General features: G+C 56.5%; 13 protein-coding genes. 5 read left to right on the top strand and 8 right to left on the bottom strand.

Features of this window, described 5'->3' with window-relative positions; all coding sequences use genetic code 11:
- Nucleotides 1–68 precede the first annotated feature (68 nt).
- A complete protein-coding gene (locus tag E5J99_RS09740) occupies nt 69–2,330 on the bottom strand; it encodes a S46 family peptidase (protein WP_135497536.1) in 2,262 nt (753 codons plus the stop codon).
- A gap of 171 nt (nt 2,331–2,501) precedes the next feature.
- Nucleotides 2,502–3,020: a YkvA family protein gene (locus E5J99_RS09735; protein ID WP_167852057.1), complete on the bottom strand. Its 519-nt coding sequence runs from the start codon at nt 3,018–3,020 to the stop codon at nt 2,502–2,504.
- A 91-nt stretch (nt 3,021–3,111) separates the two neighbouring features.
- On the opposite strand from E5J99_RS09735, the gene E5J99_RS09730 reads away from it, so the two are divergent.
- Entirely contained in the window at nt 3,112–3,636 is a 525-nt protein-coding gene (locus E5J99_RS09730; RefSeq protein WP_135497534.1) for a DinB family protein, read from the top strand.
- 341 nt (nt 3,637–3,977) lie between these two features.
- On the opposite strand, the gene E5J99_RS09725 is transcribed toward E5J99_RS09730, so the two are convergent.
- The 3 genes from E5J99_RS09725 to E5J99_RS09715 form a co-directional block, all read right to left on the bottom strand.
- Nucleotides 3,978–4,661 carry an AlbA family DNA-binding domain-containing protein gene (locus E5J99_RS09725; protein WP_245318858.1) on the bottom strand — a complete coding sequence of 228 codons (684 nt, stop codon included), beginning with the start codon at nt 4,659–4,661 and terminating at the stop codon, nt 3,978–3,980.
- 18 nt (nt 4,662–4,679) lie between these two features.
- The gene (locus tag E5J99_RS09720) at nt 4,680–5,552 is read right to left on the bottom strand and encodes an SDR family oxidoreductase (protein WP_135497533.1); all 873 of its coding nucleotides are present in this window, start codon (nt 5,550–5,552) and stop codon (nt 4,680–4,682) included.
- Between the two features lie 308 nt (nt 5,553–5,860).
- Nucleotides 5,861–6,283, bottom strand: coding sequence for a DUF3127 domain-containing protein (locus E5J99_RS09715; protein WP_135497532.1), 423 nt, complete (start codon nt 6,281–6,283; stop codon nt 5,861–5,863).
- Nucleotides 6,284–6,432: 149 nt separating this feature from the next.
- On the opposite strand from E5J99_RS09715, the gene E5J99_RS09710 reads away from it, so the two are divergent.
- A complete protein-coding gene (locus E5J99_RS09710) occupies nt 6,433–7,410 on the top strand; it encodes an isoaspartyl peptidase/L-asparaginase family protein (RefSeq protein ID WP_135497531.1) in 978 nt (325 codons plus the stop codon).
- 191 nt (nt 7,411–7,601) lie between these two features.
- Here E5J99_RS09710 and E5J99_RS09705 read toward each other — a convergent pair whose 3' ends face one another.
- A complete protein-coding gene (locus E5J99_RS09705) occupies nt 7,602–8,522 on the bottom strand; it encodes a cyanophycinase (RefSeq protein WP_135497530.1) in 921 nt (306 codons plus the stop codon).
- 92 nt (nt 8,523–8,614) lie between these two features.
- On the bottom strand, nt 8,615–10,402 hold the full coding sequence (locus E5J99_RS09700) for a M1 family metallopeptidase (RefSeq protein WP_135497529.1): 1,788 nt from the start codon (nt 10,400–10,402) through the stop codon (nt 8,615–8,617).
- Nucleotides 10,403–10,690: 288 nt separating this feature from the next.
- Between E5J99_RS09700 and E5J99_RS09695 the strand changes: the two genes are divergently transcribed.
- The 3 genes from E5J99_RS09695 (at nt 10,691) to E5J99_RS21230 (ending at nt 14,311) form a co-directional block, all read left to right on the top strand.
- Nucleotides 10,691–12,433 carry a L,D-transpeptidase family protein gene (locus tag E5J99_RS09695; protein WP_135497528.1) on the top strand — a complete coding sequence of 581 codons (1,743 nt, stop codon included), beginning with the start codon at nt 10,691–10,693 and terminating at the stop codon, nt 12,431–12,433.
- Between the two features lie 384 nt (nt 12,434–12,817).
- A complete protein-coding gene (locus E5J99_RS09690; RefSeq protein ID WP_135497527.1) occupies nt 12,818–13,411 on the top strand; it encodes a helix-turn-helix domain-containing protein in 594 nt (197 codons plus the stop codon).
- Nucleotides 13,412–14,143: 732 nt separating this feature from the next.
- On the top strand, nt 14,144–14,311 hold the full coding sequence (locus E5J99_RS21230; RefSeq protein ID WP_167852056.1) for a hypothetical protein: 168 nt from the start codon (nt 14,144–14,146) through the stop codon (nt 14,309–14,311).
- 140 nt (nt 14,312–14,451) lie between these two features.
- Here E5J99_RS21230 and E5J99_RS09685 read toward each other — a convergent pair whose 3' ends face one another.
- Nucleotides 14,452–14,946, bottom strand: coding sequence for a hypothetical protein (locus E5J99_RS09685; protein ID WP_135497526.1), 495 nt, complete (start codon nt 14,944–14,946; stop codon nt 14,452–14,454).
- Between the last annotated feature and the right edge of the window lie 245 nt (nt 14,947–15,191).

The raw sequence follows: 15,191 nt of genomic DNA, 5'->3' as shown, positions 1-15,191 counted from the left end.
GCCCAAAGAAACAAAAAGCGCCGCCTCCACCCGAGAAGCGACGCTTTATAAGTGGCAAATAGCCCCCGCTAGTTTACAGCGCCAGCTTTTTCCTTGCGTTTCAACTTCACCTTTTTTGCGTCTTTTCCAGCTTCGGGCGCAGCGGCGGTTGAAGCGCCAACTATGGTCATTTCCTTCACCAAATGGCCCGCACCAGCGTATTTATCGACCACAAACAGCAGGTAGCGCACATCGAGGGTGATATTGCGCACCCGGTCCGGGTCGAACATAATGTCGCTCATAGTTCCTTCCCAGTTACGGTCGAAATTGATGCCGATCAGCTCCCCATTCCCGTTAATGACGGGCGAGCCAGAGTTGCCGCCGGTGGTGTGGTTGGTGGCAATGAAAGCTACGGGTACGGTGCCATTCAGGGCGTAAGGGCCATAATCCTTCTTCTGGTAGAGTTCCGCAAGGCGAGCCGGTACTTCGAAATCGGGATTGGTGGGGTCGGCTTTTTCCATGATGCCGTCCAGATCAGTGAAGTAGTCGTATTGCACGCCATCGGCGGGCTCGTAAGCGGCTACCTGCCCGTAAGACACGCGTAAAGTGGAATTGGCGTCGGGGTAAAACTTGCGGTCGGTGTGCATCTGGCGCAGGCCGGCCACGTAGGTGCGCTGTAGCAGGGCAATATTGTCGGTATGTGTGGTGTAGGCCGGCAGAATAGCCGCGCGGTAATGAGTAATAATGGCGTTGGCCAACTGGGTGGCGGGGTCGTCGCGCAGGACGCGCAGGTTGCCTTTGGCTACTTCGTCGAGCACGGCCTGGGCGCTGCTCTCAGTTGTGAGCTTCGACTTATCGTAGAGGGCGTTGACGAACGATGCCCAGCCAGGTTTGCCAGGATACTGCTTCTGCAGTGCCTGCACGTAGCCGGGCAGCAGCGTGGCGGGCGTGCCGTCGGCGTAGAGCGGCAGCAAGGCGGCGGCTACTTTGCGGTCGGTGGCGGCGGAATAGTTACGGAAAAAGCCCGCTACCCCCTTTTTAGCCCGCGCAACGGCGGTGGCCACGTCGGCCGCCGGGGCTTTTTTCTCCACCATGTCCACCAGCGGCAGCAGGCTGTTGGCATACGCAATGAGCTCGATGCCCAGCGCGGCCTCGGTCACGTAGTCGCGGGCCAGGGTATAGTCGCGCACAGCGCGGTAGTTTTTTTCGAGCTGAGGCAGTAGGGGGGCGTAGGCGGCCTGTTGGGCTTCGGTACCGTGTTGTGCCCACTGCGTAAACTTGGCTTCCTGCTCCTGCTTGCGCGTCACAGCATCCAGTTTTTTGAGGCCCCGGGTTTCGCCAATCCACTTTTTCCAGTAGTTGGCAATACCCGCGTACTTAGCCGAATACTGAATCCGAACCTTATCGGAGGCTTTCATATCCTGGTCCAGGATGCGGAGTTTGGCGTCGCGCACCTTTATTTTGGCCGGATTTGAGAGCGAATATACTTCGTCCACCCCCCAGGAGGTGAGGTACTCATTGGTACGACCCGGAAAGCCGAAGACCAGCGTGAAGTCGCCGGGCTTGATGCCGCTGAGGGAAATAGGCAAATGGTGACGGGGCTTAAACGGCTTGTTATCGGCTGAATACGGAGCGGGCTTGTTGTCGGGCCCGGCGTAGATGCGGAAGATGCTGAAGTCGCCGGTGTGGCGGGGCCAGGCCCAGTTGTCGGTATCGCCGCCAAACTTGCCGATGCTGCTCGGCGGCGCGCCCACCAGCCGGATGTCCTGAAACACCTCCGTGATAAACATATAGTATTCGTTACCATTATAAAAAGGCCGAATAAACGACTGATAGTGCGTGTTCTGCACGGCTGCCTGCGCCACGCGCTGGATGTTGGTCTGCACCAGCTTTTCGCGGTCGGCTTCCGTGATGCTGTTCGTGGGCACGCCCGCCAGAATCTGGCTCGTCACGTCTTCCATCCGGACGATGAAGGTGGCCGTCAGGCCGGGGTTGGGCAGCTCCTCGGCGCGGTTCATGGCCCAATAACCGTTGGTGAGGTAGTCTTTTTCGACCGACGAATGCTGCTGGATCTGACCGTAGCCGCAGTGGTGGTTGGTGAGCAGCAGGCCCTGGTCGGAAACAATTTCACCGGTACAGCCGCCGCCGAACTGCACCACGGCATCTTTCAGGCTGCCTTGGTTTACGCTGTAAATCTGTTCGGCGCTGAGCTTGAGGCCTTTGCTGCGCATGTCGGCTTCGTTGAGCTGCTTGAGCAGGAGCGGCAGCCAGAGGCCTTCATCGGCACGGGCCGTAGGCAGGCAGCAAAAGAGGGACAGGGCCAGCAGCGCCAGCCGGGTAGTGATGCGCATAGGAGAGAAACTGGGAGCAAATAAGCCACGACAGCGGCGGGTGGCGCAAATTTCGCGGATTTTGGCGACGTTCACCATTCCGGCACGGCCACCAAAACAGAAACCCCGACACGGCTGGTCGGGGTTCATAAAGTATATTGGTTGCAACGGGTTCTGAACCAGTCAGCTTTACTACGAGTGGCCCAACTCGGCCACGGCCGGCGTAGCCAGCAGCTCAGTGGTAGCTTTGGCCACCGCCGGTAAGTCCTTCGTAGCTTCGGCGGCCTCATCGGCATGGGTCTGTTCCCACTCCCGGAATTTGGTGATTTCACCCTGGAAGCTGCCCACAAACCAGCTCATCAGGCTCAGATCATCCAGAAAGCCAACGACCGGAATAAAGTCGGGCACCAGGTCAATAGGGGAAAGGGTGTAGAGCAGCACGCCCAGGCCCGAGAGAATCGTCTGGGTTTCAATCTGGCGGTAGGCCCCGCTGACGTAGCTTTTCACCATCCGCACCACGGTCAGCATCACGCTCAAGAGCTGCTGAAACTTGTTGTCGCCGCTTTTTTTGTCGGCCAGCTTGTTGGCTACCTCATTGAGCACCAGCACCACTTTGAAGGGGCGACCCAATAGCCGGCCCGCCCGGTTGATAAATACGCTGAACAGCGCGTTTTTGGAAATGGAAAATCCTTTTTCGGCAAGTGACGACATCGGAAAAGAGTTAAAGGAATAATTGGCCCGTGTACGCAGCCACGGCCCGGGAAGTTGGTTACCTTCGCCCCGACACCACGCCTTTTTGTCTATGTCAACCCTCACCCGCCCCATTCCCGGCCAGTATCTGCCGTATTACGATACCTACATCCGGCACGTACCCGTGGGTGCCGACCCGCTGGAATTGCTCACGCAGCTACCTACGCAGCTCATTGGGCATTTCACCGATGCGCAGGCCCGATACGCTTATGCCCCCGGCAAATGGAGCACTAAGGAAATGCTGGGCCACATCATCGATACCGAGCGGATTTTCTCTTACCGCGCCCTGCGCTTTTCCCGCAACGACCAAACCGACCTGCCCGGCTACGAGCAGGACGACTACGTGCCCGAATCTGGTGCCAACGACCGGCCGCTGAGTGATATGCTGGCCGAATATGCCACCGTGCGGGCTGCTACGCTTTCCTTGTTCCGTTCCTTCACGCCCACCCAGCTCGACCGGACCGGCACGGCCAACAACGGCCCCAGCGGCGTGCGGGCGCTGCTCTACGTCATTCCCGGTCATGAGCTGCACCATATAGCCGTGTTGCGGGAGCGGTACCTTCCTCAGCTGTTCTAGAGCCCGTTTTCATACAACACCCACGCACTTCGTTGCGTTACGAGTACATCATTTAGTTTCTACCCAAACCCCGCTGCGTCATGGCTAAAGCACAAGAACCCCGCAAAGAAAAAAAGAAGGAGCCTGCTAAAACTACGAAAGAGAAGAAAGCAGCCAAAGACGAGAAGAAGCGCGCTAAAAACAGCAGCAGCGAATAATCCGAATTTATTATCGGTGCGTTTGCCGCCGCTTTCTTGCCACCGGGCCTTATCATCCTCATACGTCGGGGCTGATAAGGCTCGATTGGTTTAGTGGGTTCTGGCGAGCCGCAACAAGCAGCGGTTATCCATTGGCCAGAAAAATCAGAGGGTGTAATACGGCTCTTTTTCCTTGTCGTGGTGGCGGAGGTATCCGTGCAGCACAAGCTTAATCAGCGTTTGGTACGCCCTGCGCTTACCCAAATTGCCGAGCTTCATGAATTGGGCCAGGGTAATACGCGGCTGCTTGCGCAAATAGTCCATTACGGCCAGTTCGTGCCGGTTGAGCGGAATCTGCTCGAAGCGTGCGGGCTCCTGGCGTTCCAGCACGCGCTCCGTTAGGCCGCTGGTTTGCACGCTTTCGTCGCGCACCCGCACGTAGCCGCGCCAGTCGCCTTCCGCTACCTGGGCGCGGTGGGGCTTGCAGGTGCTTTCCGCTACCACGACAATGAGCACCGTGCGGTCGTCCTCTTCCAACTCCGTAAAAAGCAGTGCAATGGGCGGTTGCACATAGTGCTCGGCCGCCAGGCGCAGCAAATACCTTTCCTCCTCCGCATCGCGCACGCCCACAATCCGGCCGTCGTCATCGACGCCTACCAGCACGCGCCCGCCCCGGGTATTGGCCAACGATGCCAGCGTGCGCGAAATGCGGGTTGGATGCGTGGTTTTCTTCTTGAATTCCAGCTGCTCGCCTTCCCCTTGCTGGATGAGTTCCTGTACTTCCGACATGCTAAACATGGAGCTGCGGCAAAACGTGAGGTCAGAAATAGAATTATCAGCAGTTGCCAACCGAACGGAAGCAAGGTATTATAACGCTGTTTCCTCCTCCGAAATGCGCCACAGCCGGCTGGCCTCGGCGCGATTTTGCGCGGTGCCGGAAGTGCGGGCTGGTTTGCTGTTCTTGAAATATCGTCCGCTAATGGTGGCTACTTGTGAGGCCGTAGCCAGATAAATGCTCGTCTGAGCACCTTTTTCGGCCGTTATCATTAGGGGCCGGGCCAGCAGCCACATTAGTTTCAGCAGCCGGGAGCTGCGCGGGTTTACCAGTCCCGTATCTACCACACCGGGGTGCAGGCAGTTTGCCGTAATGCCTGTCAGCTCCAGTCGATGGGCTAGCTCGTTGGTAAACAGGATGTTAGCCAGCTTAGAATCGCAATAAGCCGTGAAAGAGCTGTACTTGTCGGGGGCGTTGCGCAGCGTTTGCGCGGGTTCGATTTCGCCCAGCCAATGGGCTTCCGACGCCACGGAAATAATCCGGGCCTGGCCGGCCGCTTCCAGCTGGGGCAGGAGCAGGTTGGTCAGCAGAAACGGGGCCAGATGATTGGTAACCCAGCTCAGCTCGTGGCCTTCCGCCGTAATAGTTAGCGGGCCCGGCATAATACCCGCGTTATTGATGAGTACATCCAGCTTCTCGTAGCGCTGCGCTACAGTGGCGGCCAGAGTCCGCACTTCGGCCAGCAGCGAAAGGTCGCACAGCAGAATATCGGGCTCACTGGCGGGGCTGACCTGCTGAATCAGGTGGCGGGTGTGCTCGGCGCGCTCCTGGTTACGGCATACCAGAACAATATGCGCCCCACGCCGGGCCAGCTCCCGTGCCGTAATCTGGCCAATGCCGCCCGAGGCACCGGTGATGAGTATGGTTTTTCCAGTAAGTAGTTGGTTTTCAGAAAGCACGGCCATGAGAAGGCAGAAGATAAAGCAGGAGAAACCGAAAATCAGGCTCTGAGTAGCAAGAGGCTGCTGCTAGGTAAACGATAAAAGGATACCGGGGAGTTTTACCTTTTACCAGACAAAGCCTGATACGCGCAATGCCACCCAAAGGAAGGAGTTCACATTGCTGGGATGCCTTTTTCTCAGATAGGGATTGGCATACGACTTCTTCTGAAGCCAAAACGGGAAAGCTCTACATGCAAAACGGAAGCTGGAGCCCCGATGGGAGTTCCAGCTTCCGCCTTAGCAAGTACCGTAGCAACGGCGTTCAACGATGCTTAGAAGGGCAGGTCGTTGTCGTCGTCGCCGGCGATAGGAGCTGCGGGAGCAGCCCGCAGGTTAGGGTTCTGGTTTTGAGCCGGAGCTGCGGCACGTGGAGCAGCCTGTTGGTTGTAGCCACCGCCAGCGGGAGCGCCGCCGCCCATGCCAGCCTCAATCTTCCAGGCTTCCAGGTTCGTGAAGTACAGCATCTGGCCGTTCTTGTTGAAGCCGCGACCCCGCAGATTGAAGGTTACCTTCACTTCATCACCTACTTTGAAAGTATCGATGAGAGCTGTTTTGTCCTGGACCAGCTGAAACTTGATGTGCTCAGGGTACTGGCCATCCTGAACTTCCAGCACAAATTCGCGCTTGCGGAATTTCTCACTCACCTGCTGTTCGTCAAAAATCTCGTGCAGGCGGCCGGTAGCGTCGTAAGCCATAAAAAAAATAGTTAAGTGGGGAAATCGGTAGTTCAAACGTACGAAAAAAAACGCGTTATGGCTACGGAAGCCGCTCAAAATCCGGACCGCCGCGCTGCGTATCTTTGCCTTTCGTTCTTGCCCTCAGCCCACTAAAAAGCCTATTACGCATGGATTTTCCTTTTGCCTTAGCCCTGCACGGTGGTGCTGGTACTATATCTCGCACCCTGATGACGGCGGAGGCCGAGCAGAACTATCGGCAAGCGCTACAGCTTGCTGCGGAAGCGGGCTACGACGTGCTGCGCCACGGTGGAGCCGCTCTCGATGCAGTAGAAACGGCCGTCGTGAGCCTCGAAAACTGTCCGTTGTTTAACGCCGGGTGCGGCGCGGTATTCACCCACGAAGGCCACCACGAAATGGATGCGTCGCTGATGGATGGCCGTGACCGGGCCGCTGGCGCCGTGACCGGAATCCGGAGCGTGCAGAACCCCATCAGGGCGGCGCGGCTGGTGATGGACAAAACCGAGCACGTACTGCTGGCGTATCCCGGCAACGAAGAGCTGGCCCGCGAATTTGGCCTGCCCCAGCAGCCGGCGGAGTACTTTTTTACCCAGCACCGCTACGACCAACTCCAGCAGGCCCTCACGGAAGGCCGCATGCGTCTCGACCACAGCGAAGCCCAGGCACCCTTGGCGGAACCGGCGGCTTTCGTTGATGAAGACCCCAAGAAAAAAATGGGTACGGTAGGGGCTGTGGCCCGCGACCAGCACGGCAACCTGGCCGCCGCCACCAGCACCGGCGGCATGACCAACAAGCGCTACTCCCGCATCGGCGACTCGCCTATCATCGGCTCAGGTACCTTCGCCGACAACCGGACCTGCGCCATCAGCTGCACCGGGCACGGCGAGTTTTTCCTGCGCGCCGTCGTGGCCCACGATATTTCCTGCCTCATGGACTACCGGGGTCTGAGCCTGGCTGAAGCCTGCCGCATTGTGGTGCACGAGAAACTGGCCCCGGTAGGAGGAGAAGGGGGGCTGGTAGCCATCGACGGCACCGGCCAGATTGCGCTGCCTTTCAACTCCGATGGGATGTACCGCGCCAGCCTTAGCTCCACCGGCTCACTTTACGTGGGCATCTATAAAGACTGAGCTACTCTGTGTGAGGAGGAGTAGAAGCTTGGTGGCAAAGATCAGATGCGACTGGCAACTCTCATAAAATCCAGTGTTTTTGACTCCTTATATATAAGGAGTCAAAAACACTGGATTTTATCCCCGAGAATAAACGCACAGCGCCGGCCCCAAGTAAGGAAGCCGGCGCTGTGCGTTTGAAACCAGCCGGGCTATGCCGTAGCTGTTGTAGCGGTTTGTGCTTCGGGAGAAACGGTCGGTGCTGATTTCGTTTTATCGACGTAGAACTTGCGCTCCTGAATATCGTAGGTGTTGCCCTTGGCCAGCACGTGGAGGGTCATGTTCTCCATCGACAGTGTGGTGCCTTTCTTGGCCGATGCGGCGTTGTTATGCTGCAGGTTGTGCCCGTCCATGATGATAACCAGGTTGGAGCCGATGGTCTCAATCAGGTTCCCTTCCGTAATCAGGACGCCCGTATCTTCCCCCAAGCCGATACCGATGATCTTGGGATGCAGCCCCACGGCTTCCATGAGCCGCCCAAACCGGCCGCGCTTCACGAAGTGCGAGTCAATTACTACGTTGCGAATCAGGCTCAGGCCAGTGCCCATCTTCACGGCTCCCTTCATGAGAGCGTCCGGAACGCTGCCGCCCATAATCATGATGTGCGACATGGCCATGGCCCCAGCGCTGGTGCCGGCAATAACGAAGTTGGGTTCGGTGAAATAGCGGGTCGTCAGGCGGTCCAGAAACTCGCTTTCGCCGAACATCATTTTCAGACGCGACTGGTTGCCGCCGCTCATCATCACAATGTCGGCTTCGAGCAGGCGGGCCAGGTACTCTGGCTGTTGCGCGTCTTCGGGGGTGCGCACATCCAGAATGCCCACGTTCAGGCAGTTGAGCATCGCAAAGGATGAGACGTAGATGCGGGCGACTTCCTCCGGAATCATGGAAGCCGTCGTGATGACCTCAATGCGCGGATCGGTCTTCCCCGATTCGGTCACGACGCGCTTCAGAATACCGAGCTCAAAAAAGTTGAGGTAGTATTTTTTCTTGGTGCGCGGGTTAGGGTAGGTGCCTTTATCCTCATTGCCCCCAATGGCAATTAACTTCCCGAGAGGTTTTAGTGCTTTCAACGCGACAAATCAACTTTAATGAAAACGAAAGAAAAATAACTACTGTCCGGCAAGCAAGGTTCACGCCATTCCTGCCGGAGCTGAGCAGTACTTTACGCGGGCTGGCCCACCAGCGCATCAAAAGTAGTGGTTGCTACTGAATGATAGTTGGGCCGGGCCTGGGCATAAATAGTTTGCGCCCGCGCCTGACCACCGGGCACGGCCAGCAGTGCCTTGTAGATTGGCACCAGAAATTTGCGCCGCCCCACTTTTATCAGAAATTCCTGCATCGCCTCATCGGCAGGGTGGTAGCCGGCAGCCAGCGTCAGTGGAAACCAGGCCGACAGAATTTCGGCATTTCCCGACCGGGTAAACCCGAAGGCGGCGTCCAGCTCACCGAGGGTAGCTTCCGTCATACTTTTGGGTAAGCCGTGCAGAAAATGCACCCATTCATGGCTGCTCCAGTCGGCGGTGGTCAGCACGGCAGCGGGGGTGCCGGCCTGCCAGTTGTGCAGCGCGGCCTCCACGGCAGCAAAACGAGCCGATGCCACCGGGGGAGCTACCGATGGAATACCGGGGCCGTTCACCCAAGCATCGAGCTGCAGCTTTTCTTCCAGGCCCGGCTCGTGGCTCAGCAGTTGCTGGCGCAGGTAAGCCACAAACGACACTGTGTCCATCGACTGGAAACTGAAGCGGGCGAAGTACTCCGTAATAAAGGCGTCCAGTTTGGGCCGGCCTATCAGCTGCTCCAGGGTCAGCAGCAGGTAGTCGCCTTTTTCGTAGGCAATTTCAGTGAGCCCTTCATCCGGGTCGCGCCCAGCCAAGTCGAGGTGAAGGTGCGTGTCTTTGCTGTCGGCACCAAGCTCGGTCACGGCGTGCAGTAGGCCGGTGTGGCCCAGCACCTGCAGCATATCGGCGTAGGGACGGCCATATAGGCGTTCCATAATGCGGCGCTCGAAGTACACGGTGAAGCCTTCATTCAGCCAGAAATCATTCCAGGTAGCGTTGGTTACCAGGTTGCCCGACCAGGAGTGGGCCAGCTCGTGGGCCACCAGGCTGGTGAGGCTCCGGTCGCCGGCCAGGATGGTCGGTGTTACAAATGTTAAACGAGGGTTTTCCATACCCCCAAACGGAAAGCTCGGCGGCAGCACCAGCAAATCGTACCGGCCCCAGCTGTACGGGCCATATAATTCCTCAGCGGTAGCCACCATTTTCTCCAGGTCCACAAATTCGTCGGTAGCGCTGGGCAGCGTCACGGGCTCGGCATAGATACCCGTGCGGGTACTCAAGGGCGTGAACTCCACGTTGCCCACGGCCAGGGCCATGAGATAGGCTGGAATTGGCTGCTGCATCCGGAAAGCATAGTGGCCTGTTGAGCTGAGCTGCTGCGGATTTTCGGCGCTCATCAGCGCGAGCAGGTGGGCTGGCACCCGCACGCTAGCCTCATAAGTGAAGCGCACGCCGGGCGAATCCTGACACGGAATCCAGGTACGGGCCAGAATAGCCTGCGACTGAGTGAACATAAATGGCAGCTGGCGGCCGGCCGTCTGCGCAGGCTCTAGCCACTGGAGCGCCGCCGCGCCAGGCGAGGTCTGGTAGCGGATGGAAATAACGGTGGTATCGGGGCGAACGACAATGTGCAAGGCTTGGCCAAGGATGGCATCGGCAGCACCGAGCGTGAAAACAGCTAATTCGCCCTCCGGGCCGCCGAGCAGCACTGCTTCGATGGTAAGGTCGCGGGCATCCAGCCATAGCTCGGTGGCCCCGGTATGGTTGGTGAGCTGCCAGGTAGCCAGACCACGCAGGGTGCGGGTTCCAAAATCAACCTGCAGGTCCAGCGCCAGGTGGCGCACCTGTACTTCGGACGGACGGGCGTAGCTATGGGGGTCGGGAGTGAACATAACAAGGATGGGGCCGAGGGAAGGAATACTAGCAAGAGCCTTTACGGCGAACTAGGCGAAAGCGGCAAATATAGCCGAACCCCAGGGTTGGATTTAGTCGAAATTCGTCGGAATGCAGTAGCCGCAAAACTAGTAACTTGCAGCGTGGTGTCGTTCTGCTTTCCCGGCAACCCCAAGGGCCGGAAAGCAGTAAAACGCGCAGAATGCCGCGCCGGCAGGTTGGTCAGCTTTTTGCCGGGCCTTGTTCGGTAGCAGCCATTTCTGCCTTTCTCACCACGACTTACCTACATGAAGCAAGCAAATCGTCCGGCCTTTCTCACCGTCCTGTTGTTCTGGCTTATCAGCCTGGCAATGATGGGCTCGGCGTGCAGCCAGGATCAGAAAGACAAAATACAGGATGCGCTGCCCGGTGGCCTTACCCAGGCTGGCGGCGCGCAACCCACCCTCGACAGTACCTACATTATCCGCTACATGAAGGCCGTTCCCGCATTCAAGGATCAGCTGGAGTGGGGCAAGAAGTTCTACCGGGAGCGGGAGTTCCGCCTGGGCTGGTTTCGCAACCACGAGCTGGTACCCCAGGCCAAAACCCTGCTGGGCGTTATCAACAAAGCCGCCGACGAAGGTCTCGATCCTAAGGATTACAAGATCAAAGACTTCGATAAGCTCTTCGCCGAATTTGATAAATCTAAGTCGGACTCTACCAAGCGCAATGCGCTGGAAAAAGAGATAGATGTAGCTCTGTCAGGTACTTATTTCAACTGGGCCTCCGATTTTTATCGGGGCACGGTAAACCCACGCGAAGTCAAAAGCATTGATTGGAACGTCAAGCGCAACAAGATTAAGCTGCACAAAGCCTTGTTGACTATCCTCAAGGAGCGGGAAAGTACGTACCCCTATTATGAGTTCGAGCCTCTGCACCCGGAGTATGATCGGCTGAAAAAGATCCTGGCCGACTACCGGGGCATTCAGCGCAACGGCGGCTGGCCCGCATTACCAGCTACCACCAAGCTTAAGCCCGGTGAGGCTTCCCCGGCGGTAACGCTGTTGCGCCAGCGGCTCTTAGGGGGCGCGGCTCCGGCCGCGGCTGCCATCTCTGCGCCCGTGCAAGCTACGGCTAACTCTACACCCGCTGCCGCTCCGGTCGAGAAATATGAGGGCCCGCTGGTGGAAGCAGTAAAGCACTTCCAAGACTTGAACGGCCTAAAGCCGGACGGCATCGTGAGTGGAGAAACCTTACGGTATCTCAACGTTCCGGTGTCGGCGCGGGTCGACCAGATCATCATGAATATGGAGCGCTGGCGCTGGATTCCAAAGAAGTTTGAGCCGAGCTATCTGCTGGTAAATATCCCGGATTACAAGCTCCATGTGGTCGAAAACAACAAGGAGGTTTTCGACATGCGCGTCATTGTGGGCAAAACGCTTAATGCTACGCCCGTGTTCAGCGATAAGATGGAATACGTAGTTTTATCGCCCTACTGGAACGTGCCGTGGAGCATTATTGAGAAGGAGCTAGGACCGAAACTGGCCAACAATTCGTCGTACCTCGACCGGCTGGATATGGAAGTTGTGAAGGGGTCGGGAAAGAAAGCCGTAGCCGTTGACCCCAACTCTATCGACTGGTCGAGCATCTCGCAAGAGACGTTCAAGTACACCGTGCGCCGCCGGCCCGGCCCGAAGAATGACCTCGGGGAAGTGAAGTTTATCTTCCCCAACTCCAATGACGTGTACCTGCACGATACCCCGCACGATGAGCTGTTCAGCCAGGCTAAGCGGGGCTTTAGCCACGGTTGCGTCCGGGTGGCGGAGCCCTTGAAGCTGGCCGAGTACCTGCTGCGCGACAAGCCGGGCTGGGACCGTCAGACAATTCAGGACACGATCAACAACCGTAAGGAAAAGTACATTGCGCTCAAAGAGCACATACCGGTGTACTTGGTTTACTTTACCGCTTGGGTGGACGAAGCCGGCGAGGTGCATTTCCGGGATGATATCTACAATCACGACAAAGCCTTAGCCCGCGAATACTTCAACTAAGCGGCTCTGCCCTTTAGCTCTGGTTGGCCTTTCGGCTGGCTACCCTTACATCCTGGCTACCGGCTGCATCAGCCGGTAGCCAGTTTTTTTATGTTTGTAGCCTGGGGCAAGAGATTGGCAAGGAAGGATAAAAAGCAGGCCCTCACCATCAGCAATGATTGCTAACCAGCTACCGGAAGAGGGAATAGGAGGTCGAAATAGATTTGCTGTCAAATAGGAGGCCCATCTGGTTGAATTACTTTTGTTATCATTTTGTTTCGTTGAATCTGCTTATATTACAAAGGTAAACACTTTCGGATAGCCTTGTTACATGTGTAATCAATTAAGATTATCGGTATTCCCGCAGCCTGCTTCGTACATTTGTAAATCACAGAGTGTTCTTCTATGGTTGAGCGAATTCGAACGTTGCTGCAGATCTGGCAGCTAACCCCCACGCAGTTTGCCGACGCTATTGGGGTAGCGCGACCTATTGTTAGCCACATCCTGAGTGGGCGCAATAAGCCGAGCCTGGAAGTAGTTCAGAAGATTATCGGAGCCTACCCCGATTTGTCGCTGCCCTGGCTGCTGAGCGGTACTTCGCCTATGCTGGCTGCCGCAGCTTCTGACAGCACTCTACGTTCTATGGGTACTACCGTGCTGCCTGAGGATTCTAGAGTGGCACAGGCAGCCACAAAACGCGCCCAGGTTCCTGCTGACTTTGCCCCCGAACGTAGTCGCAATGAGCCTCAGCCTACCCTCAGTGTCGAAATAGCACCCTCTACCGAGCCAGCACCTCTGATTGAGCCTTCGCCGCCGCTAGTGGTGCCTGTTGCTCAGCCGGCCCCAGTAGTCGCCTCTGACCACACGCCCAAACCTGTGCAGAGTCCGCCCATTACCACTAGCAGCCCCATTGTTTCCTTCGCAGAGCCTGGCAAGAAAATCAGGCGCATTGTCATTTTCTACCAAGACGGCACGTTCGGAGATTATCAACCGGAATAGGGCAGCAGGAGCTTTGCCATCGTGCCTCCCGATGCGAGCTGGTAGGTGGGTACGGCTGTGAGTGCAATTTGGCAGAGTAAGAAAAACCGACTGGTAGAGAATGTCTGTAGAAGGTGCCATGGCTCTTGCAAGACTATGTGGCTTGTGCGAATGCCCACTAAGCTTATTGATTTAATTCTATAGTCGCAAACAACTTAGTAGACGGTCTTTGCTTTAGTAATTTGTTTTTTATATAACTGTATTTCAGATTATTGTGTACATATATGTGAAGTGTTGATATTGTAAAAGTTAGTCGTTTGTTAGTGATTTTTCCAACAGATTTACTTCTACTTTACTGAGCTCGAAATCGAGGGCTCAGCGCTGAAATTACCCAGATTGGTTTACTAAGAGCGTTGTCACAAGAGCACAGTGGAATAAGTCAAAAACGAGTCGATTCGTAGTGGCTAACAACGTTAGCCCAGCTGCGCATCGACACCTCTCCACCTCTGACACTTCCTCAAGGGGGCGGGTTACACAGATTATTGTGATAAGTAGGATATTACTATTGCTGTACCTGCTCTACGGAGTGTTGTCAAATGTAATAAAGAAATTAGCCTGCAGCAGAGTGCTCAAAGCTTGATATTCATGTTACATTTCTAACATGTAGCGTAAGCTGAGCTGCGGTCACAAACCTTGCGCAAGAGATGCACCGGAATGCTTGGCCGTTTTAGAGGTGGTGCTTACCTTTGGGATATGAAAAAGTCCCGTCTGCTCATTCTGTTTTCTGCCTGCGCCTCGCTCTTGCTCTCATCCTGCTCGCAAGCTCCCGACGCCGAGAAAGACCCCAACGCCGATGCTGCCTACAAGCGCAGCCACCGTACCGAGATGTACCGCGAAGCTCAGCGCAGTAACGTTAACTAACCCGCATTAATCTGCATCCTAAGGCGGCAGCACCACTGCTTTAGGATTAGGACGAAGAATATAAAAAAAGCCCCGCTCGACGCAAGTCGGCGGGGCTTTGGTATTTCTATTGAAACCAATGGGCGGGCCCGGTCAAAAAGTTACGCCGGAGATAATTCGCCGACCAGCACCACCTCCCTGGGCCGGGCCAGGTCAGCTGGGAGCTGAATATCGTTCAGCAATTCGTTTTCCAGCAGCTGAGCCCACGTCCGGAGGTAGAGCACTACGTCGTCGCGCTGGTTGTGGCGTAGCGCGTTGCGGCGCTCGAAGGGTAACACGGCCCGGATAGTCGGGTCCGAGAGTTTCTCGAGGTGCGTGAGGTCGGCGCGGGAAAAGCCTAAAGCCAACATTTCATCTATCGTCTGGTCGATGGGCAAGCCGCTGGTAGGGCAGTAGTCGATGAGTTGCCGTTCCCAGTCGCCGTAGCGCTGCATGGCGCGGGTATGGATTTCGGCCTTTGTCAGGTGGGTAACGGTTTGGGCCAGGTGGCCGCAGTTGCAGCTACCCATGTGTCCCCATTGGTAGGGAGCCTGCGTAGCAAGCCGCTGAGCTGTGTCGCGCAGCGCCTGGATTACGGGAAAAGTACTTTTAGCCATACAGAACAAAGTTGCGGACGAGGTTAAAAAATGATAACAGGTGACGCTGTAATAAGCGGGAAGTAGTTTTTTTGTTTCAGCCCAAAGCCCATCAATACAGTAAAAAGTCGAATGGCCTCTGCGGCGGCAATTCCTGAGAAAACGTATTGTCTCTTGCCAGCAGCTTTTCGCCTAGCACCGCACAAAAAGGGCCCGAACGTGCGTCCGGGCCCTTTCTACCTGTACTTGGAATGCACTACAACAGC

The sequence above is a fragment of the Hymenobacter elongatus genome, assembly GCF_004745955.1.
GTDB lineage: Bacteria > Bacteroidota > Bacteroidia > Cytophagales > Hymenobacteraceae > Hymenobacter > Hymenobacter elongatus.
Note: the sequence above shows the minus strand (reverse complement) of the source record. Positions and strands in the feature narration are given on the sequence as shown.